Annotated in this window: 24 protein-coding genes; 12 read left to right on the top strand and 12 right to left on the bottom strand. The window is 69.3% G+C overall.

Translation table 11 applies throughout. From position 1 onward, the window contains the following. Positions 1 to 392: 392 nt before the first annotated feature. From ACFYVL_RS40005 to ACFYVL_RS39955, 11 genes are all read left to right on the top strand, one after another. A complete protein-coding gene (locus ACFYVL_RS40005) occupies positions 393 to 746 on the top strand; it encodes a hypothetical protein (protein ID WP_389254151.1) in 354 nt (117 codons plus the stop codon). Beyond that, on the top strand, positions 743 to 1,117 hold the full coding sequence (locus ACFYVL_RS40000; protein ID WP_389254149.1) for a DUF6907 domain-containing protein: 375 nt from the start codon (positions 743 to 745) through the stop codon (positions 1,115 to 1,117). Before ACFYVL_RS40005 ends, ACFYVL_RS40000 begins: the two co-directional genes overlap by 4 nt. A gap of 187 nt (positions 1,118 to 1,304) precedes the next feature. Continuing rightward, the gene (locus ACFYVL_RS39995) at positions 1,305 to 1,652 is read left to right on the top strand and encodes a DUF6907 domain-containing protein (protein WP_389254147.1); all 348 of its coding nucleotides are present in this window, start codon (positions 1,305 to 1,307) and stop codon (positions 1,650 to 1,652) included. Beyond that, a complete protein-coding gene (locus ACFYVL_RS39990; RefSeq protein WP_389254145.1) occupies positions 1,649 to 2,134 on the top strand; it encodes a hypothetical protein in 486 nt (161 codons plus the stop codon). The genes ACFYVL_RS39995 and ACFYVL_RS39990 overlap by 4 nt, the downstream gene beginning before the upstream one ends. Then, the gene (locus tag ACFYVL_RS39985) at positions 2,131 to 2,523 is read left to right on the top strand and encodes a hypothetical protein (RefSeq protein WP_389254143.1); all 393 of its coding nucleotides are present in this window, start codon (positions 2,131 to 2,133) and stop codon (positions 2,521 to 2,523) included. The genes ACFYVL_RS39990 and ACFYVL_RS39985 overlap by 4 nt, the downstream gene beginning before the upstream one ends. A 34-nt stretch (positions 2,524 to 2,557) precedes the next feature. Continuing rightward, on the top strand, positions 2,558 to 3,361 hold the full coding sequence (locus ACFYVL_RS39980; RefSeq protein ID WP_389254141.1) for a hypothetical protein: 804 nt from the start codon (positions 2,558 to 2,560) through the stop codon (positions 3,359 to 3,361). A 1,249-nt stretch (positions 3,362 to 4,610) separates the two neighbouring features. Then, the gene (locus tag ACFYVL_RS39975; RefSeq protein ID WP_389254138.1) at positions 4,611 to 4,817 is read left to right on the top strand and encodes a hypothetical protein; all 207 of its coding nucleotides are present in this window, start codon (positions 4,611 to 4,613) and stop codon (positions 4,815 to 4,817) included. 2 nt (positions 4,818 to 4,819) lie between these two features. After that, a complete protein-coding gene (locus ACFYVL_RS39970) occupies positions 4,820 to 5,353 on the top strand; it encodes a DUF6879 family protein (protein ID WP_389254136.1) in 534 nt (177 codons plus the stop codon). Further along, on the top strand, positions 5,350 to 6,192 hold the full coding sequence (locus ACFYVL_RS39965) for a helix-turn-helix domain-containing protein (RefSeq protein WP_389254134.1): 843 nt from the start codon (positions 5,350 to 5,352) through the stop codon (positions 6,190 to 6,192). The genes ACFYVL_RS39970 and ACFYVL_RS39965 overlap by 4 nt, the downstream gene beginning before the upstream one ends. Positions 6,193 to 6,279: 87 nt before the next feature. Further along, positions 6,280 to 6,699 (top strand): hypothetical protein, encoded by a 420-nt coding sequence (locus ACFYVL_RS39960; protein ID WP_389254131.1) that lies wholly within the window; start codon positions 6,280 to 6,282, stop codon positions 6,697 to 6,699. A 474-nt stretch (positions 6,700 to 7,173) separates the two neighbouring features. After that, positions 7,174 to 7,497, top strand: a complete 324-nt coding sequence (locus tag ACFYVL_RS39955; protein ID WP_389254129.1) for a hypothetical protein — start codon at positions 7,174 to 7,176, stop codon at positions 7,495 to 7,497. A gap of 24 nt (positions 7,498 to 7,521) precedes the next feature. On the opposite strand, the gene ACFYVL_RS39950 is transcribed toward ACFYVL_RS39955, so the two are convergent. The 10 genes from ACFYVL_RS39950 to ACFYVL_RS39905 all read right to left on the bottom strand — a co-directional run bounded on the left by ACFYVL_RS39950 (position 7,522) and on the right by ACFYVL_RS39905 (position 14,591). After that, positions 7,522 to 8,007 carry a phage terminase small subunit P27 family gene (locus tag ACFYVL_RS39950; protein ID WP_389254127.1) on the bottom strand — a complete coding sequence of 162 codons (486 nt, stop codon included), beginning with the start codon at positions 8,005 to 8,007 and terminating at the stop codon, positions 7,522 to 7,524. Between the two features lie 292 nt (positions 8,008 to 8,299). Next, entirely contained in the window at positions 8,300 to 9,091 is a 792-nt protein-coding gene (locus ACFYVL_RS39945; RefSeq protein ID WP_389254126.1) for a hypothetical protein, read from the bottom strand. Next, positions 9,084 to 9,230, bottom strand: a complete 147-nt coding sequence (locus tag ACFYVL_RS39940) for a hypothetical protein (RefSeq protein ID WP_389254125.1) — start codon at positions 9,228 to 9,230, stop codon at positions 9,084 to 9,086. The genes ACFYVL_RS39945 and ACFYVL_RS39940 overlap by 8 nt, the downstream gene beginning before the upstream one ends. Before the next feature lie 35 nt (positions 9,231 to 9,265). Beyond that, positions 9,266 to 9,562 carry an HNH endonuclease signature motif containing protein gene (locus tag ACFYVL_RS39935; protein ID WP_389254124.1) on the bottom strand — a complete coding sequence of 99 codons (297 nt, stop codon included), beginning with the start codon at positions 9,560 to 9,562 and terminating at the stop codon, positions 9,266 to 9,268. Between the two features lie 287 nt (positions 9,563 to 9,849). Next, complete coding sequence (locus tag ACFYVL_RS39930) at positions 9,850 to 10,677, bottom strand: hypothetical protein (protein WP_389254122.1); 828 nt, start codon at positions 10,675 to 10,677, stop codon at positions 9,850 to 9,852. Further along, positions 10,677 to 11,252 (bottom strand): hypothetical protein, encoded by a 576-nt coding sequence (locus ACFYVL_RS39925; protein WP_389254120.1) that lies wholly within the window; start codon positions 11,250 to 11,252, stop codon positions 10,677 to 10,679. Before ACFYVL_RS39925 ends, ACFYVL_RS39930 begins: the two co-directional genes overlap by 1 nt. A gap of 194 nt (positions 11,253 to 11,446) precedes the next feature. Then, entirely contained in the window at positions 11,447 to 12,859 is a 1,413-nt protein-coding gene (locus ACFYVL_RS39920) for a phage/plasmid primase, P4 family (protein ID WP_389254118.1), read from the bottom strand. After that, complete coding sequence (locus ACFYVL_RS39915; RefSeq protein WP_389254116.1) at positions 12,856 to 13,710, bottom strand: bifunctional DNA primase/polymerase; 855 nt, start codon at positions 13,708 to 13,710, stop codon at positions 12,856 to 12,858. The genes ACFYVL_RS39920 and ACFYVL_RS39915 overlap by 4 nt, the downstream gene beginning before the upstream one ends. Positions 13,711 to 14,196: 486 nt before the next feature. Then, the gene (locus ACFYVL_RS39910; protein ID WP_389254114.1) at positions 14,197 to 14,322 is read right to left on the bottom strand and encodes a hypothetical protein; all 126 of its coding nucleotides are present in this window, start codon (positions 14,320 to 14,322) and stop codon (positions 14,197 to 14,199) included. Next, positions 14,319 to 14,591: an excisionase family DNA-binding protein gene (locus ACFYVL_RS39905; RefSeq protein ID WP_389254112.1), complete on the bottom strand. Its 273-nt coding sequence runs from the start codon at positions 14,589 to 14,591 to the stop codon at positions 14,319 to 14,321. The genes ACFYVL_RS39910 and ACFYVL_RS39905 overlap by 4 nt, the downstream gene beginning before the upstream one ends. Before the next feature lie 68 nt (positions 14,592 to 14,659). On the opposite strand from ACFYVL_RS39905, the gene ACFYVL_RS39900 reads away from it, so the two are divergent. Beyond that, positions 14,660 to 15,217 (top strand): hypothetical protein, encoded by a 558-nt coding sequence (locus ACFYVL_RS39900; protein ID WP_389254110.1) that lies wholly within the window; start codon positions 14,660 to 14,662, stop codon positions 15,215 to 15,217. Here ACFYVL_RS39900 and ACFYVL_RS39895 read toward each other — a convergent pair. Together ACFYVL_RS39895 and ACFYVL_RS39890 are read right to left on the bottom strand one after the other, a co-directional pair. Then, complete coding sequence (locus ACFYVL_RS39895; protein ID WP_389254108.1) at positions 15,204 to 16,694, bottom strand: recombinase family protein; 1,491 nt, start codon at positions 16,692 to 16,694, stop codon at positions 15,204 to 15,206. The genes ACFYVL_RS39900 and ACFYVL_RS39895 overlap by 14 nt on opposite strands. A 36-nt stretch (positions 16,695 to 16,730) precedes the next feature. Further along, on the bottom strand, positions 16,731 to 17,387 hold the full coding sequence (locus ACFYVL_RS39890; protein WP_389254106.1) for a ComEA family DNA-binding protein: 657 nt from the start codon (positions 17,385 to 17,387) through the stop codon (positions 16,731 to 16,733). Between the last annotated feature and the right edge of the window lie 312 nt (positions 17,388 to 17,699).

Below are 17,699 nucleotides of genomic sequence, written 5' to 3'. Positions count from 1 at the left end.
GCCGACGGTGTTCTCGCCGGGGGCGGGCCCCCTGCCTCCCCGGCGAGCGGCACTGTCCGGAGTAGCGGCACCGCCCCGGCCCCGTCTCCAGCCCCTGCCTCTGCCCCTGCCTCGTCAGCAGCCCGGTCGACCCCAGTCGCTTCCCGACCGTCCCCCGCCGCATCCACTCCACCGGGCTCTGTCCCCGCCCCGGACAGTCCCTCTGCCCCTTCCCCCGCCCCGTTCACGGGCGTACTAGCTGCTGGAGATCCGTGAACCGGCGGTCGCCGAGAGTTCTATAGGTATCTAGCAAAGCGCAAAGGCCCCACCTCAGACATGAGGACGGCCCCGCCCGGTGGTGGAACACCGGACAGGGCCTAGGCCCGAACCCCTCTCAGACAGGGAGTCGAACCATGAGCATTACCGTACCCAACCCCGTCAAGCCGTCCGTCGATGAGCTGTGGGACGCCCCGCTTCCGGAGCTGTACGAGCGGCTGAACGTCGAGCTCGTCGAGTCGCCCATCGCCGACCCCAAGTTCTTCGGGGCGGTCATGGTCCGCCGGGAGGGCGGCATCATCCTGATGCTGGCCCCGGGGCTCACGGAGTTCGAGACCGACTGTTTCGCCCGCTCGCTTCTCTCCGACGCGGTCGGCGGCGTGCTGCCCCCGCTGTCCGGCTCGTTCGAGACCACGTCCCGCCCGCTCGGCAACGCTGACCCGGACATCGAGGAGGCGCTGCGCCGGGTCCGTGAGCGGGACGCCCGGTGAGCGCCCCGACGACCGTCACCGTGCAGACCGCGGACTGCGGCCCGGTGACGATCCCGGAGCCGTACTGGTGCACCGGCGCCCATGAGGCGGAGGCGTACCGGGTCGACATCGAGCACCAGGGCGAACAGCTGCGGGCGACGGTTCCGACCGCCTGCCACGGCGAGGTGACCGCCCTGTCGATGTCGCTCGTACAGCGCCCGTTCTCGACGACGGAGACGCGCGTCATGGCGGCCGTGCAGCTGGACGGCGAATGGCACGAGTTCGACGGCCCCGCCCTGTGGGCGCTGTCGCAGGCCCTGGTGCGGTTCGCGGTCAACGACATGCCGCAGCTGTCCGTGCGGGTCGACGAGCTGAACCGGGATGCCCGGTGAGCCCTTCCCTGGTGCGCCGGCCGACCGAGGACGCCGCTGTTGCGGCGGCGTCCCGGTCCCCCCGGCTGCACCTGCAGATGCCGGTCATCCTCGCGGAGCTGATCTCTGCGAACCGTGCGGGTGACCGGCACGGCGTGAACCTTCTCGCGCACCGTGCCGTGCGCGCTTCCCTGCCGGAGGTAGGCGAATGATTCTCAACACCGTGACGTGCCCGGCGTGGTGCGTCGAAGACCACGGCTACTACTTCCCCGAGGACGTGTTCCACCGGTCCGCGGCGGCGCGCCTGACGCCGGACGGGTCGCGCTCGGGCCGTTCCGGGCCGTGGCAGCTCGTCGCCCACGTCGTCGTCCCGGAGGTTGCGCAGGACGGCGAGCCGGGCCTGCTCGTCATCGACACGCAGGCCGGTGTGTGCGGCCCGTCGGTCGAGCTGGCTGCGGAGCAGGTAGACGAGTTCATCCGTCAGTCCAAGGCGTTCCTGGCCCGTGTGGAGCAGATGCGCGACCAGCTGGCCAGCATCAAGGAGGGCCGGTCATGAAGACGCCGCCGATGTTCTACCCGCAGGAAGACGGGAAGCTGACGGAGATCCCCGCCGAGCACGCCGCGGTCCTCGACCTGTACCGGGACCGGATGCCGCTGGTGCACGAGCCGCAGTTCTTCGGAGACCCGATCCAGCTGTACCCGCTCGTCATCGAGGAGCCGGAACCGCTCGGCACCCCGGAGCCGGGCGACTTGGAGACAGCGGCCCGCCGGGTCTGCGGCTACCTCGAAGCCAAGCGGCACGGCCGTGACCCTGCCGCGCCGGACTTCGAGCGTCTGGCCGTCGCCGCGGTCCGCGCCTATGTCCTCGACTCGGGCGTCTTCGGCGGCTCCATGGCCCACGAGGACGGCCCCCGCGCGGTCGAGCGGGCCATCACCCGCGAGACGGCGCGCGCCGGCCGGAGGCTGCACAAGGCCGTCGACCGTGCCGTGTCCGAAGAGACGGCGAACCTCGTCGAGAACTGGTGGGTGAAGTCATGACCGTTCAGACTGTCGAGATCGTTGCCCCGGAGGGCGACGAGTGCCACAAGGTGTGGGTCGTCGTCGACGGTGAGGTCCGCCTCGCCGACTCGCGTCCGCTGCCCGCCAAGCGGTTCGGCAATGGGCACTTCTGGATGTTCGACGGGGGCGCTTCCGACCTCGACGACCCGTACTCGTGCGGGCTGTGCGGCGAGGCCAAGTGGAAGTCGTACAAGGTGCCGTGCGCGAACGGGCGGACGCCGGAGGATCTGAACGCCGAGCGAGCCCAGTGGATCGCGGAGCACCTGTACGACGGTGAGCCCGTCTGGGAGGTCCGCAACGGATTCCGCCACCCGGTGAAGCCGGTGTTGGTGCGGCGGGTCCACTCCGGGGGTGCGCGTGAAGCGTGACGTCCTCGGGTGGCTTTCCCTTGGCGCTACGTTCGTGGTGACCGCCTCTGCCGAGTACCACCTGGCCCGCGCGTGCGGGTTCGGGGTGTACGTGGCGGGGGCGGTCCCCGCGGCGCTCGACATCTATGCGCTGCGGGCGCTGCGGGCCGGCCGGGACATGGCCGCGGTCGTCGTCTCCATGGCCGCGGTGAACGCGCTGAGCCACCTTGTCTCCGCCGGGGTCCTGCCGGTGTCCTGGCCGCTGATCGTCGTCGTGTCGTGCATCGCCCCCCTCGTGATGTGGCGGGTGCACGTACTCCGCAAGGGTGTCCACGGTGTGGAGAGTTCCGCCGCGGAGGGGGCGAACGGAGTGCGTACCCCTACCGACGAGGGTGAGCGGAACTCGGGTCCGGTCGTCGTCGAGCGGGCGGAACCGGCAGCGGAACTGCCGGAACCTGCGCCGGTTCCGCTGCCGGTCGACGTCCCGCCGGCGCCGGTCATCGACGAGGGGGAACCGCCCGCTCCGCCGGTGTTCTTCCCGCTGCCGGAACTGGTCGCTTCGTTCGCCGGAACCAGGGCCGACCAGCGAGAACCCGTCCCTGACGACGAGCCGGAACCGGAGGACGCCGTGCCGGAACCAGAGGCGGAACTGCCGGAACCAGAGGCGGAACCAGGGCAGGGTTCGGGCGACGTTCTGGAGCTGCCGCCAGGCGTCTCCGCCGAGCATGTGGTGACCGTGAAGACGTGGTTGGCGGTCGAGCCGGAACTGACCGGAACTGAGATCGGAACCAGGCTCGGAACCTCCGACAGCTACGGCCGCAGAGTCCGCCGGGCGGCCACCTCCGTACCCGCCGCCTGACCGGCGTCCCTGCCCGCCTCCTACCGGGCAGGGCCCGCACCCCGACAGACCTTCACTGTGAGGGTTCGTCGTTGCGCGGCCCCATCGCCCCGACCCGCGCCCGACTCCACCGGGCACGGTGCGGGGCGCCTTGCGGTTCGGCCGCGGCGGGTGGTCGGCAGGGTGGTCACCCCCCGGTCGGCGCCCGTTATCGCCCGGTCTGCCGGGTGGTCGTTGATCATGCCTACCCGGTCGGCCGACCACCCTGCACCCCGCCCCGACCACCCCACAGACCGGGGCATTCAGGACGCCGACCGGGTGGGCGACCACCCGACAGACCGGGGCAAAGAGCCTCACCGGATCGTCATCATCACCGCTGGATACGAGGTGGTGAACAACTCCTTCACGCGCGCGCGACGTGCGCGCGTGGGGGCTGCGCCCCGCCCCGCCGGACTCGGGTCCTTCCGGGACCTCTGTCAGGTCCCGATGGGACCCGTCACCACTGATGACGGGTCCTGCGGCCGGAAACGAAATCCGAAACGAAAGGCCGTGATCTTCGCGGCGCCGCGAAGATGGTCCGCGGGGCCGCTTAGGGCGGTCTGACCTGCTGGAACAGCACGTCACAGCGACGGAACAGCTATGGAACAGCCCGGGTTCCGTCGGGAGCAGCGACGGAACAGCACCGCACAGCGCTCCGACCTGGTGGAACAGCGGAATGGGCTGTGAGGCCGGACGGAACAGCCCCCCGCGTCTTCCCTTAGGCGCGCGCGAGGAACGGCGCACGGAACAGCTGATCTTGTGGGGACGGAACAGTGGTCCGCAAAGGGGGTGTCAGTGCACCAGATTGGCGCAAGACAGACTCGGCAGGCATATGGGGAGACTTCGGTGGTGTCAGTGGGTGTCAGCGGGGGTGTCAGTCGGGTGTCAGCTCGCGCGCGCACGCGCGTTGGCCTAGGGATTTCGACCCCGTGGAGATCCACTGACACCCCGCAAAACAGACACATTGGGACGTCACAGGTGTCGGTGCAGGTCGGAGGGGGTGTCAGCGCCGGAGCCGTTCCGGCGGGCGTTCCGTCACGCGTGACGGCGGTGTGATGCCCCGGTGTGACGGGCAAACCCCCAGCTCCTTCCAGACACCCGGACTGTGACGGCGTGACGGTGTGACGGCCGTGACGTGATCTTCGGGGAACCGGTGGCGTGTTTCTCGATCCACCGGCTAGCTTCGCTCCACGCTGCCCACGGGGCGGCTCACCACCGAGAGGGGAACACCATGGCCCGCAACCTTCGGATGCTCGGCACGAACTCCAAGACCGGCGAGTGCCCCACCCTGTACGAGGACGTCGACACCGGCGAGATCCTGGTACAGGGCCAGCTGGCCGACCCCGACGACATCGCGCAGATGGTCAACCCGCTCTCCGGGGAGACCATGGTCGTCGTGGACCGGGCCCTGCTCATCAACTTCGCGCCCAAGGAGTGACGTTGCCGGACGCCGTTCCCGCCCGCCAGATCCTCGACTACTTCCGCGACGGCTTCGCCCACACCGCATGGCGGCTGGAGACCCGACGGGAGTACGCGGCCGACCAGAACACCGACGAGTACCGCCGGTTCCTCGACGGCGTGCAGCCCCCGCCGGACACCGATGGGCCATGGTTCGCCAACGCCCGCGCGCAGACCGGGCAGGGCAAGCGCATCGAGCGGGTGCGCCTCGTCGACGAGCCGCCCACCGACAACCAGCGGTACCTGCTGGCCACCACCCCCGACAACCTGGCCGCCGGCGAAGACATCCGCTACCTGACCCGCGGCCGGGCCGAACAACTGCAGCTGCCCGCCTTCGACTTCTGGCTGTTCGACTCCCGCGTGCTGGCCGTCTTCAACTGGGACGACGCCGAACGCCGGATGGAACTCACCGAAGACCCCGGGGCCGTCCTGCGGGCCTGCCAGGCACGGGATGCGGCCTGGCACCACGCCACCCGTTACGAGGAGTTCGCCCGGCGGGTAGCTTCCCCCATGTGAGCACCGACTTTCAGCAGGCCAGGAACGCCCTCGGAGTGCGGCTACGCGAGTTGCGCACCGAGGGCGGTCTCACCGTCCGCGGCCTGGCCGCCGAATGCGGGTGGGCACCCTCCAAGGTGTCCAAGCTGGAGAACGGCAAGCAGACCGCCAAGCCCGTCGACCTCGACGCGTGGGCGCACGGGGTCGGCCGGCCGGAACTGGCCGTGGAACTGAAAGGCCGCCTCGCCGGACTGGAGTCGACGTACCGTTCGTGGCGGCGTCAACTGGCCGGAGGGCACCGGGCCGTACAGGACGCGCTCGGCGCCCAGCACGAGAGGACTCGCGTGTTCCGTGGCTTCAGCGCATCCGTGATCCCCGGCGTGTTCCAGACGTCGGAGTACGCCCGCTCCGTCCTCGGCCGGTACGCCGAACTGCACGGCGTCGTCCGCGACATAGAGGCCGGCGTCGCATCCCGGGTACGGCGCCAGGAAGGGCTGTACTCGCAGGACAAGCGCTACCACGTGCTCATCGGGGAGGCGGCCCTGCACGCCCGTGTGTGCAGCCCCGGCGTGCTGGCCGACCAGCTGGACCGGCTGATGTCCGTCAACGGGCTCTCCACGGTCCGTCTCGGCATCATCCCGTTGGCCGCCGATGTGCGGGTGGCGTCCGGCGACGACTTCTGGATACACGACGACCGCCTCGTCATCGCCGAATCGTGGCACGCGGAGATGTGGCTGGACTCCGCCGAAGACGTGGCCCTGTACCGGAAGGTGTGGAACGCGCTGGCCGCCGCCGCGGTCGACGGGCGGGCCGCCCACCACATCATCGCCCGCACCCGGGCCGGACTCGAGAGCGCCTGAGCAACATCGGGAAACCCCGGGCACCCCGTGAGAAACATCGAGAAACACGGCTGATTCGGAGAAACGCCGTTCCCTACCGTCCTGTTCATGGCCACCAAAGCGCATGTCACACCGCTTGTCACGGGATGCCTGAGAGACTTCGGCGCCCTGTCCACCCGCCAGGTCCGCGGCGCGGACTGCGTCGTCTGCGGGATCGCCCTCACCGCCCGTACCGCCGTCGACCTCGGCGTGCGGGAGCGTCCCGACGGGGCGGGCCGGTGGTTCCCCCGGGCCTGCGGCACGCACCCGCAGGACGAGGCGGACGACGCCGCCACCATCATGCGCATCCCGACCATCCACGGACTGACCTACACCCAGTACCGGGCGTGGGCGTGCGTCGGCTGCGGAGTGACTCTCACCGACGTGACCGGCGCGCACCACATCGGGTACGCGCGCGGCCGGCAGGGCGCCCACATCCTCGACTGCGAGGCATGGGCGTGCACCTCGTGCGTGGAGGCAACCCGGTGACCCGCTTCTGCAGCACATGCCAGCAGGCCATCCGTCCGGGCGAGAAGTTCATCAAGTACGACGTCGACGCCGGGTCGGCCGCAGCGGCAACGATCTACTGGCATCGGGTGTGTCCCACCCCGCCGACGAGCCGCACACGGCCGTCATGAGGCCGCCCGGCCGGGTGCCCCACCAGGGTCACCAGGGCCACCAAACGGCCCTTTCTGCAGGTCGGAGTTGGTGACCCTGTTTGGTGGGGCGGTTGGTGGAAACCCACCGCCCCACCAAGCGGGTCACTGACCCCGCCACACCCATGAACTCCCCGGGGGACGCCTCCAAGGGTGGCCCGACAGGGCGGCCCCGGGGAGCGCTTGCCCAGACCCCAGCACAGGGCAAGCGCACACGGAAGCCCCCGGCCAGCGGACGGCCGGGGGCTTCTGCCGTGTTCTGAGAGATTGCCAGCGCGCGACCCCGTCAGACGAAAGGATGCGGGGCATGGACGAGAAGGAAATGCGGCAACGCGTCATCGGAATTCTGACCACCTGCCTGACTGCAGATCTGGAAGGCGACAGTCTTGAGACGCAGTTGGCCTCGTTGATCGCGGGGTTGTTGGATGACGTAAGCCTGACGGTCGCTTCGGATGCGACTCCCGCTGAGATCGCGCGAGCGACATTGGACGCTCAAGGACCGCAGCTCGGCCTTCTCCTGGGTGCCTTCTGCGCTGCCTACACAGACCTGGCGCAGGAACACGATGAAGGCAATCCTGCCCGATCCGCACAAGAGACTCTGCAGGCATTCGCACTGCGTGCTGGTGGATAGTGCCCCTTCATCCCTGGCGTGCGCTCAGTCGAAGATGTCGTCATCGTCGTCGTCCGGCTGCGGGGCCGCGATCCGCTGTGCTGAGGCCGGCGTCAGACCCAACTCGCCAGTGAGCGAACGGAAGTGCTGCCGCTGCTGAGACAGGACCGTGCACCAGGGGTTGCGGACCTTCCCGCGGTCGCCGTCGATGACCACACCTTCACGGGCCAGGGCACGGTTGCCCATGGTGATCCACGCCCACGTGACGCAGTAGTCCGTGACCGTCTCGCGCTGGGTGTCGACGAGGCCGGCGGAGTACGTCAGCACCGGCACCAGGCGCCCCCACAGCTCGGCCGCGGTCTTCCTCGCGCGCAGCACCTCCGGGTCGGGGCCGGGCAGGATGTCCGCCCACCTCGGCTCGACCGGGTCGACGGGCGGGAAGCGGACTCCCTCCTTGTTGCGGTCGGGGCGGAACGTCCCCTCGCGCACGGCCGCGATGTACGGCTTCGGCTTGCGGCCGGGTACGGCCATGGCTTCACCTCTCTTGATCCGCTACGCGGGAACTGATCGATTGGCCGTACTACGAATTCCCCTCCCCGGCGGTCTCCTGCGCAGGCCCGCGGGGGTGCGCCCCCACCCCCGGGCGGGCGTGGGTGGTGCTCCAGCCCGAGCCGGCCGGGTGGCGCGGCTCGGGCTGGTCGGCGCTGGACGGATCACTGCGAGGAGAAAGGGGACTCGCTTCCCGCCCATCGCTCCCGTCCGCGGCGGGCCTACAACATGCGTCCGCGGGCGGGTGACGTTGACGCCGGATCTGTGGGCGCGCCTATGCGGCGCGGGTGACGGGCAGCTTCGGGCGGGCCATCCCGGCCTCGTCGGCCACCGCCTCGGCTTGCTCGTCGGGAGTCGGCATCCACAGCTGTCCGCCGTGGTCGACCATCCACCCGAGGTAATCCCGGATGTTGAGGTCTGCCCATGGCGGCTTGGCCATGGCGAGCCGGATGGGGAACAGCCCGTGGTGGTTGCGAAGGAACAGGTACTTGCCGTTGGGGTCTGTGTCGCACCGGATGCCGCGGGCCGACCACAGTTCCATACGCGCGGCCCTGATGACCGCGTACCGGTCGGCCATGGCGTCGCACGTGTCGGACGCCTTACGCACCTTCGCGGGCGCACTGAGCAGCCTTCGGGGCGCGTGCTCCCCGTACTCGTTGAGGATCTGGTGGGCATCGGTGAACGCGCTCACCGTCGCATCGTGCGCGGGCCGCAGATGGTCGGTGATGATGCCTATCGCATGGGTGCCGACTGCGGACCGGGCGCGGGCCGTGGCCAGTTCCTTGCACTGGTCCATCATGTCGAGCACGTCCTGATAGACGCGCTCGGCGGAACGGGCGGCCTCGATCTGTGCGGGGTCGGGCAGCGGGGTCCCGTTCTGCACGGCGTCGACGGTCTCGACGGCCACCCGCTGGATGACGGTCCACGCGTTCTCGGGCGGCTCGGGGAACGGTTGCGCCTGCACCTTGTCGAAGGTGGCGCGGACCGCGACGAGTTCGTCAGGCAGCGTGTAGTGCCCGGCGGCGTGGCCGTCGTACAGCTTCGGGCAGGGAAGCGCGTTACTCATGGGTGTTCTCCTTCGGCTGGGTCTTGTTCCAGGTGCGCCGGAAGCTGTCGGCGAGCGCGGCGCGGGTGGCGCGGGCGGGCGTCTCGCGGATAAGCCGGTTCATCTTCTGGCTGGGGGTCTCGGGCTTCTCGTCGGGCATGAGGTTTCCTCTTCTGGTGCTGGTGCGGGTGCTGTTCAGGCGGTCAAGCCCGGGTGCGGTTCGGGCGGGCGTCTGCGGCCCGGCTTCCGAATGGCCGCTCGGGCGGCGGCTCCTTCGCGGGCGGTCTTCTGCCGGTGACACGGGTCGCAGAGGCCCTGCAGCGCCTCAAGCCGGTGATCGTCGGTCATGGGCTTGATGTGGTCCGCGATGACCGCGATGCGCACACGACAGATCTGGCAGACCACATCGCGCTCGATGACCTGCTTGCGGATCTTCTGCCAGTTGGCAGGCAAGCGGCTCTTGCGGTTCGACGAACCCCAGTTGTGGGCCATCGGGTCTCCGTTCATGCAGGTCAAGGGGGTGGGGACTGACCCCGGTGGGGTGGATCTTGAGAGATCTGCGCGTATAGCACCTGCCATCCCGCCCGGGTTTCCAGGGCGCGCGGGGCATCGGTCACGGAGGGTGCCGAAACCTCCAGACCCGTACACGGGGGCGGCTGCTATACCTAGGCGATCAGTCAAGATCGCCCCACGGTGTCCCTCCCCAGGGTGATCAAGGGTGGTCGGCAGTGGCACGGAGCGCCCTCCGTGGATCTCCGCACCTCTGCCGGCCCCGTGGGTCATGCCGTCGCCGCTAGGTACTGCTGGGCTGCGTCCTGTCCGCCCTTGACGGTGAGCCCTGACCGCTTGGCATGGCCTGCGTCGCGCCACCGCTCCACCTGGACGGCCCGCTGCCGCACCTCTCCGGGTGTGGCCAGCGACAGCCGCAGCTCGTCCTGCCGCACGAGGTGCACCCACCGGGCGACGGGCTGCTTGGCCAGGTCCCGCCACGCTGTGATGACCGGGTACAGCTGCCGCCAGTCATCCGACATCACCCGCTCAATGCTGGGCTCGGGCAGTGCGGCAACGGCGAAGAGGGCGTTGTCCCTGCCTCCGTCGGAGCCTGCGACCCTGGCGATGTCGGCCCGGTCGGACACCAGCTGTTCGAGCTGGCTTACCGCACCTTCGGCCTTGCCGTAAGCGACTGTGTGAACTGGGTTGTTCCAGTTGATGCGCTCCGCGCTCACGTCGTGGGGCAGCTTGGCCGCCGCCTTGCGGACGACCCCGACGAGCGTGGTGAACTCCCTGTCGAGACCGGCCACCCATGCGGGTACGGCGTCCCGTGCGGCCCGGATGTACCGGAGATCGGCGTCGTCGCTGAAGAGGCCGGCGGCCCGGCGGGTGACATCGGCCAGGCGCAGCGCCTCAGCGTGTTGGCGGATGACCTCGGCGGCGTCGGCCGCGGTGTCGGGCAGGGCGGGCCGTTCCGGGTCGGGAGTACGCCCGGTGTCGAACACGGCCTGCTGAATCCGACGGGCCTCGTACACCTCCTCGGGTACGGGGAGCTTGCGCCGCTCGGCCGCTGTGACGGCCTTGCTCGCGTCGTGGACGTTGACGCCTACGAACATCAGGCGGCCTCCAAGTCCTGCTGCGCCAGCCGGTCGACCTCGGCCGGGCCCGCGTTGGCGAGCGAGCTGGGCGCCGGGGCGATGAACTGGACGGTGTGCCGGAGCTTGAAGTCGATGTCGTCCGGGTCGGGCAGCTCGTTGAACTGAGCGGCGGCGTCCGCGAATCCGGGCCGGTCGGTGGAGTACGCGGCCAGGACGTCGCTCCAACCCACCTGTGCGGCCCGGGTGGCGATGGCCTGGGACATGAGCGCGTCGCCCTCCATCTCGGCCCGCTGAAGGGCTTCCGTGGCGATGCGGGGGTCATCGAGCTTGGCGGCCCGGTCGTTGGCGTCCCGGCGGGCGATGACGGTCTGCGCGTCGGCATTCCCGGCCTGGCCGAACATGCGTCGCTGGAGTGCGGCCCGCTGCCGGACAAGGTCGTCGACCTCGGCCTGCCGGAGGGTGTCGAGCTGTTCGGCGGCCTGCTTGTACGCCTTCGCGGACAGCACCCGCTTGGCGTGGTCGGAGTAGGTCCGGTTGGACTCGATGCGGGCCAGCTGCGCCTTGTACGTGTCGTGGATCTGCTGTGCGGTCATGACGGGTTCTCCTGTGTGTGCAGCGGGTGGGTGGCTCGGGTTGGGGAGACGGACATATCGGGGGATGTGGGTGGGTGGCTGAACCCGGTTGCCGGGTGGTGGGTGGTGGGTTGTGGCGGGTTTTCCGAAACTCGCTACGCGTGCGCGTATGGAGGGAAACCGGGAGACCCACCACAACCCACCACTCATGCAGGTCAGGGGCTTTCGTCCTCCTCGTCGCCGGCGAGCATCAACCCCACCCAGACGGCGCCCACGTTGCGGTCCCTCTTCTCGTAGCCGCGGGCCTTCATGGAGGTGGCGAAGGTGACCGCGTTGCCGATCTCGTCGGGGCCGATGCCGTTGCCGTGGCACCAGCTAGACCAGGCGGTGAAGAGCTCTCGGGAGCGCACATGCCCGTGCGGGGTGGCGATGGTTCTGTCTTTGAGGAAGCGCCCCAGACCGTCGCTCTCCTCGCGGTACTCATCGGTCTTCACGCGGACCGCTTCCGGAGGGTTGAGCCCCTGTCCCTGGTAGTCGATCCACCCCTGATAGACCCATGCAAGGACCGTGGGCGCCGCCGCCTTCAACCGTTCCGGCAGACCGCCGTCACGCTCGGCTTCCGGGATGACCACGTCGAACGGGACGACGAGAATGCGGCGCCAAACCGCAGGGTCGTCGCCGCTGACGGTGGGCAGGTGGTTGGTCAACATGATGAGGGTGTGGGACGGGTCGAACGTGATGGGGTTCTTGTGCATCAGGTTCGCCTCGATGGGGTCTCCGCCGACGAGGCGTTTCATCGTCGCCTCGGCGAACTTGCGACCCTTCTCGGTCTCGGAGCAGAAGGCCAGCCGAGCACCGCGCAACCGCATCTTGAACGCCCCGTGCCGCTCGTGCTTGGACTCCATGAGCAGGGCCGGGTCGACCTCGATGGCGTAGTCCCCGAAGGCGGCCATAACGGCGTCCCGGATGGTTCCCTTCCCGTTCGCCCCGGTGCCGGTGAAGATCGGCATGACGTGCTCTGTCTGCTTTCCGAGCATGGCGTAGCCGAAGAGCCGCTGAACGAACGCGCGCACGTCCGGGTCAGGAAGGATGCGTTCGAGGAACTTCTCCCACTCTGCGCTGGGTTCGTCCCCGATGGGTCCGCCGGCGACCTTGGTGATCAGGTCGTCTCGGCTGTTCTCGGCGATCGTTCCGCCCTGCAGATCGACGGTGCCGCCCGGGGTGTTGAACAGGTACGGGTCGGCGTCGAGCGCCCGAGACGCGACGGAGATTGGCCGCATCGCCGAGGCCAACTTCAACATGCCCTCGATGCCGGACGCGCTCTCCGACTTGCGCACGTCGGCATACAGCTCGTCGCGCTCTTTCGAGGCGGGCATGTCGAGCACGTCGGCCAGGGCCCGCTTGGCGGTGTTGATGGCCGCCTCGATGTCGACGCGCTCCTCATCTGCCTTCCAGCGCGAGCCGTCCCACTGGTGCCAGCCGATTCCGTGAACGTGCCGCAGATCGAGGGTGTGCTCCTCGACAAAGCGTTCAGCCATTCGCAGATGCCCGCGGTGAGACTGGCGCGGCACCGGCACGACGGCCAGGCGGGGCGGTTGAGGGGGGCGCCGCAAGTTAGGTTCGGTCATGCGGCACTCCTTCGTGCGGACGCGATCGTTCGGATTGCTTCGGCCTCAGCCAGGCCGGTTGAGACGGCCGCGTCGACGAGAGTCCGCTCGACATCAGCGGGCGTCATATGCCCGTCATCCACATGAGCCCACGCCTTTGCCGCAGCCCAGTAGAGGCGGTCGTTACGCGTGCCTTGGGCCGCCCCGTAAACGACCCGTACAAGGCCGTTCAGCGCCGCCTCCGCCTTGCTCCCGGTCGGCTCGTACCGGCGGGCCGGACGGGCGACGACAGGGGGCAGCATGAGCTTCAGCAGCTCTTCGGGGACCGGCTGCACGTCGACTTCGCCAAGGTGCGGGTGAAGCCCGTAGTCACCGCCCCGCCCGATGCTGCCGGGCCCGACGAGGTACCCGCCCGTTCCGCGGATGTCGATCCCGGGTCCGAGCCGTCCGGCGGAGTTCGGCACGGTGACGCCGTCCGGGATGGACAGCCAGAGGTGGAAGCCCCCGGAGGGGGTGCACACGGTCATGGTGCGGGGGATGTCGAACCCCAGCTTGGCGGCCAGTTGGTTGAGGGTGGCGCAGCCGTCGACGCCGTTCTTGCGGTCGATGTCAAGCCCGATCGTCCGGCCGCCGCACGCGATGCCGTATCCGGTCGCGCGGGGGGCCAGCTCGAAGAGATGACGGGCATAGGCGGGGTCGGTGGTTGCGTCGTAGACGCCGTGTCCCGGCTGACCGCACTGCCCCTTGCAGTTGTGCCCCCTTTCGTGGGGCGACTTGATCGCGGGGGTCTTGTTGATGGAGAGGGGGAACACTGCGTACCCCTGCTCGATGGCGTACAGGGCGCTGTTTCGGGCGCGCGTCCAGCTGTTCACGACGCCCCTCCCTGTCGGTGGATCGGCCAGCCGGGGCCGGCCGGAAATTCCGGCTTGCCCTGCAGGGCACGGGGGGTGTGGTCGGGGCATCGATAGCCGGTGACGTACTGGCGGACGCCTTCACCTGCGCGGCAGGGGCGCCCCTCCGCCCCGATCCAGTGGCCGCAGTCGGGCGAGATGGAGTCGTTCATGCGACCACCGCCGGTACGCGCAGTACGACGACGTACACGGCGCCGCACGGTGCGTTCTTGAGGACGGATCGGACGAGCGGAAGGGGGGCCCGGTGCAGGTGCGGGTGTCCGCACCCGGGGCACCGGTCGACCTTGACCTGTCGGTGCCACTTCGAGGAGCGGGACCGGTAGGTGTCGAGTCGCCCTACTACTCGGGGCGGGTCTCCCTGTGGCAAGGTGGGTGCAGACCCGCCCGCCGTGAGGTCTTCCAGGTCCCGAGGTGTTACGAGCACCTCGGGGCCTTTTGCGTTCTGAGTCATGCAGCTTGCCTCTCTTCCTGCGGAGGCGCATCCGGCAGTTGCCGCAGCCTCAGCAAGGCGGCGATGCGCCGCAGTTGCTCGTCCGAGAGATCGCCGACCACGTCGGCCAGAGGGTTGTTCACGCGGCCCGCCTGTTGGGGCAGTCATCACGGGTCTGGCTGACGAGTCGGTGGAGTGCTTCCGCGGGGATGAGACGTCGCCCGCGCACTTTCACGCTGTCGAGTTCACCGGCGCGGATCAGGTCGAAGAGCATCGACCGACTGAGCGAAGACGCCTCAGCCGCTTCCGGAATCGAATAACTGATCTTGACGGTCACGGACATCACTCCGATCAAGCGCACACGGTTGTGCGCCTGGTCCAGATGATGCACCACCCAGCATTGATCGGTCAAACATCCACGGTCGATCGGCTAGGGGTGTGGACTTGCTCGGACGATCGTCTCGGCTCTACCGTCGGCTCATGCGCTTCATGTCTTTCGGGGCTCCGACCTCCGACGCGGCCGGCTGGGTCTGCTACTCCACCGAGACGCCTGGGCTGTTCGCCTTCGCACGCCTGGTGCTCGACTCGCGCGGGCAGTTCGTCGTGCGTGATCTGGTCGTGTCGGCTGAAGACCGCATGTCCGCTACCGGCCTGCAATCCGTGAAGGTTGGCCAGATCGAGCGCGAGGTGAACGCCTGGCCGGAGCCGCTGCGGGAGGCCCTGACGAAGGCCCCCACGACGCGGGACGGCTTCGTCGAGTCGTTCCGGGTCGGCATGGTCCGGAAGGGCGAGTCACTGAGCACGAAGATTGAGCAAGGGAGTCGCCCTAAGCTGACGCGGCCAGGCAAGGACGACCCTGACGGCTTTTACAAGCTGGTGGCGCGCGCCCACCGGGAAGCTGCCGCACAAACGGCTCGACCGGCACCCGTCCTTGCTGAGGAGGCAGGGGTGCCGGTCGCTACGGTGCGGCGCTGGATTGCGGAGGCTCGTCGCCGGGGTCACTTGCCGCCGGGACGAGCCTCATCTACTCAGGCTTGATCGGGACGAGCCTGTCGGGCTGGAACCGGTTGCCCCTGCTGCGGTCGTGAGGCATGACCTCGTATCCAGGGACGATAGTCAGGAGAACTTCCCGCTTCTCCGTAGGGGCCAGGCGCTCCCACCCCGCCCGCACGTCGCCGGCCAGCAGCCCCCGGAGGATTCGCGGCGCGACGGACACGACGAGCGCTCGGGATTCCTTCACTCGCTTCTCGATGATGCCGCGGGCCTCCGTGTACTCGCTGAAGCTGATCTCTCGGCGGGCCCACATGCGGGCCAGTTCCTTCAGCTGTTCTTCATCGGCAGCCAGTTCGGCGCGCGCCTCGTCGGACACGTCGGTGGTGGCTACCCGCTGAAGCCGCTGAAGGACCTTTGGCCGCGAGAGCAGATCAACCACTTGGTTACCAACTTCTTCCTCGGCGGGCTCCGCCTTGATGGCCACCTTCCCGCATCCGCCGCGAGGAGTCGCACACCAGTATCTCGGGCCACTGTTGCCGTGGCTGCCGGTCAGCATGTGCTTACAGAAGGGGCATCGGAGTGCGCCGTTCAACCACCGCTGAAGGGTGAGGTCAGTCGTTCCCGCGCGGGCCGCGAGGCGGATGCAGATCTCTTCCCACTGCGAGCGCTCGATGATGGCTGGCCACGTGGCCTCGCCGATGACTTCCTTCTTGTGAGCCCGCAACCCGGCGACTGAAGGCTTGGAAATGACACTGCCGACTGTTCGGCCAGACCACGGCGCCCCGGTCACTGTGGGCACACCTCGGCGCCGTAGATCCTCGGCGATCGACCTGTTGCTCTCGCCGATCTCTGGGTTGATCTTCGCCCGCTGTTCTCTGGTCCAGCCGTCCCAGGTGCCCAGGATGCGCGCGCCGATCTCTTGAAGGATCTCCGCCTCGTCGTCGATGACGTCGTACTGATCGGTGAATCCGTAGCCGCGGAACCCTCCCCCTCCGGGCTTGCCCTCCTGCGCGAGCTGTTCATGCTTGCGGGCGACGCGGCGGGCGGTGTCGCGGCTCGACTTGTTGGCGACGGCGCACATGATGCGGGCCATGGTGATATCGGCGTCGTTCGCCAGCCGCAGCGAGCCGGTCACGGACTCGACGGGGATGCGCGGCCGGCGCGACTCGACGACATCGATCAGGTCTTCAAGGTCTCGCGGGTCGCGTGCGACACGGTCCAGGTCGTCGGCAATGAGCCCGTCGCACTCCCCCGATGCCAGCATTTCCAGGGCCGCACGGAAGCCGGGCCGCACGGTGCGCAGGCCGGTTGACCCGTCAGGCAACCGGATCTTCCGGCGCTTGTACGCAGACGTGTCGTCCTCGGGAATCACCTTGGTGACGGTCCAGCCGAGACGCTTGGCGAGCGCGCGGCCGTCCTCCTCCTGCCGCCCGATGCCCTTAGAGAACTCGGCACGACGGCGTTCCGCGTCGGTCTGCTGATCCTCGTTCTCGTCTTCCGGCTTGCGGTAGCTGATGCGCAAGAGGAGCACGGCACGGCTAGGGGTCATTTCGCTAGATTAGCATTGACAACTCGGATCGCCGATCCCGTCGACCTCGCGCAGTTCCTCAACTGAGCGGAAACCGCCGTGCTGTGTGCGGTAGTCGACGATGTGCCGGGCCAGTACCGGGCCGACGCCCGGCAGGGTGTCGAGCTGTTCCACGGTCGCGGTGTTGAGGCTGACCGGCCCGGCCTGGGGTGCACCGGCGGGCCCTGCTCCCGGTACGCCCGCCGCACCCGCCACGGGCGGGGCCGGTCCGCCCACCACGACCTGCTCCCCGTCGGTGAGGACCCTGGCCCGGTTGAGTCCGCCGATGTCCTGGCCCGCCTTGACACCGCCCGCCATCCGCAGCGCGTCGGCCACGCGCGACCCGGCGGGCAGCCGGTGCACTCCGGGCCTCCGCACCCCGCCGCTCACGTCGACGACCACGACCGCCCCGCCCGGAGGCGGGAACGGGGACCGGAAGCCGGGAACCGCCGTCGGCAGCGTTCCCGTCACCGGCGGGGCCGACGGCTGCATACGCGGTGCGTTCGCCCGGGGCGCCACCGCTCCGCCCGCCTCGACGCTCTCCGGAACACGTACCGGCTCGGGCCGGCCGGACCAGAAGTGGTGGAACGCGAAGCCCGCCGACACCGCCAGGACCGCCGCGAGCGCCCCCACGGTCCGGGGTTCCATCCCGCACCTGGTCTGCACCCACACCGGCACCCGCTCCCGTGCCGCCGCCCAAGCGCGACGCAGGCTGCCGATGCCCCTTCGTCCGGTGCCGTACGAGGCGGCGGCGACGGCAACTGCGGGTGCCGCCGCGGGCATACGCACCGGAGTCGGCGGCCTCGGCGCCGGGGCCGGAGGCGGCGCCACCGCTCGGGGAGTCGGCACCGGGGACGAGGCGACAGGCGGTACAGCGGCAGGCGGTGCGCCGGCAGGTGATGCCACCGCCGGGGACGCGGCAGCCACTGCGCGTGCCACAGCGGCCGGGGCCGAGGCGCC

This window comes from Streptomyces sp. NPDC004111 (genome assembly GCF_042874215.1).
In the GTDB taxonomy this organism is placed as follows: domain Bacteria; phylum Actinomycetota; class Actinomycetes; order Streptomycetales; family Streptomycetaceae; genus Streptomyces.
Note: the sequence above shows the minus strand (reverse complement) of the source record. Positions and strands in the feature narration are given on the sequence as shown.

What these genes read in the sequence shown, in the direction of transcription:
- ACFYVL_RS40005 (WP_389254151.1), top strand. Translation starts at nt 393, where the DNA reads ATGAGCATTACCGTACCCAACCCCGTCAAGCCGTCCGTCGATGAGCTG.
- ACFYVL_RS39995 (WP_389254147.1), top strand. Translation starts at nt 1,305, where the DNA reads ATGATTCTCAACACCGTGACGTGCCCGGCGTGGTGCGTCGAAGACCAC.
- ACFYVL_RS39990 (WP_389254145.1), top strand. Translation starts at nt 1,649, where the DNA reads ATGAAGACGCCGCCGATGTTCTACCCGCAGGAAGACGGGAAGCTGACG.
- ACFYVL_RS39985 (WP_389254143.1), top strand. Translation starts at nt 2,131, where the DNA reads ATGACCGTTCAGACTGTCGAGATCGTTGCCCCGGAGGGCGACGAGTGC.
- ACFYVL_RS39975 (WP_389254138.1), top strand. Translation starts at nt 4,611, where the DNA reads ATGGCCCGCAACCTTCGGATGCTCGGCACGAACTCCAAGACCGGCGAG.
- ACFYVL_RS39960 (WP_389254131.1), top strand. Translation starts at nt 6,280, where the DNA reads ATGGCCACCAAAGCGCATGTCACACCGCTTGTCACGGGATGCCTGAGA.
- ACFYVL_RS39955 (WP_389254129.1), top strand. Translation starts at nt 7,174, where the DNA reads ATGGACGAGAAGGAAATGCGGCAACGCGTCATCGGAATTCTGACCACC.
- ACFYVL_RS39950 (WP_389254127.1), bottom strand. Translation starts at nt 8,007, where the DNA reads ATGGCCGTACCCGGCCGCAAGCCGAAGCCGTACATCGCGGCCGTGCGC.
- ACFYVL_RS39945 (WP_389254126.1), bottom strand. Translation starts at nt 9,091, where the DNA reads ATGAGTAACGCGCTTCCCTGCCCGAAGCTGTACGACGGCCACGCCGCC.
- ACFYVL_RS39940 (WP_389254125.1), bottom strand. Translation starts at nt 9,230, where the DNA reads ATGCCCGACGAGAAGCCCGAGACCCCCAGCCAGAAGATGAACCGGCTT.
- ACFYVL_RS39935 (WP_389254124.1), bottom strand. Translation starts at nt 9,562, where the DNA reads ATGGCCCACAACTGGGGTTCGTCGAACCGCAAGAGCCGCTTGCCTGCC.
- ACFYVL_RS39930 (WP_389254122.1), bottom strand. Translation starts at nt 10,677, where the DNA reads ATGTTCGTAGGCGTCAACGTCCACGACGCGAGCAAGGCCGTCACAGCG.
- ACFYVL_RS39925 (WP_389254120.1), bottom strand. Translation starts at nt 11,252, where the DNA reads ATGACCGCACAGCAGATCCACGACACGTACAAGGCGCAGCTGGCCCGC.
- ACFYVL_RS39920 (WP_389254118.1), bottom strand. Translation starts at nt 12,859, where the DNA reads ATGACCGAACCTAACTTGCGGCGCCCCCCTCAACCGCCCCGCCTGGCC.
- ACFYVL_RS39900 (WP_389254110.1), top strand. Translation starts at nt 14,660, where the DNA reads ATGCGCTTCATGTCTTTCGGGGCTCCGACCTCCGACGCGGCCGGCTGG.
- ACFYVL_RS39890 (WP_389254106.1), bottom strand. Translation starts at nt 17,387, where the DNA reads ATGGAACCCCGGACCGTGGGGGCGCTCGCGGCGGTCCTGGCGGTGTCG.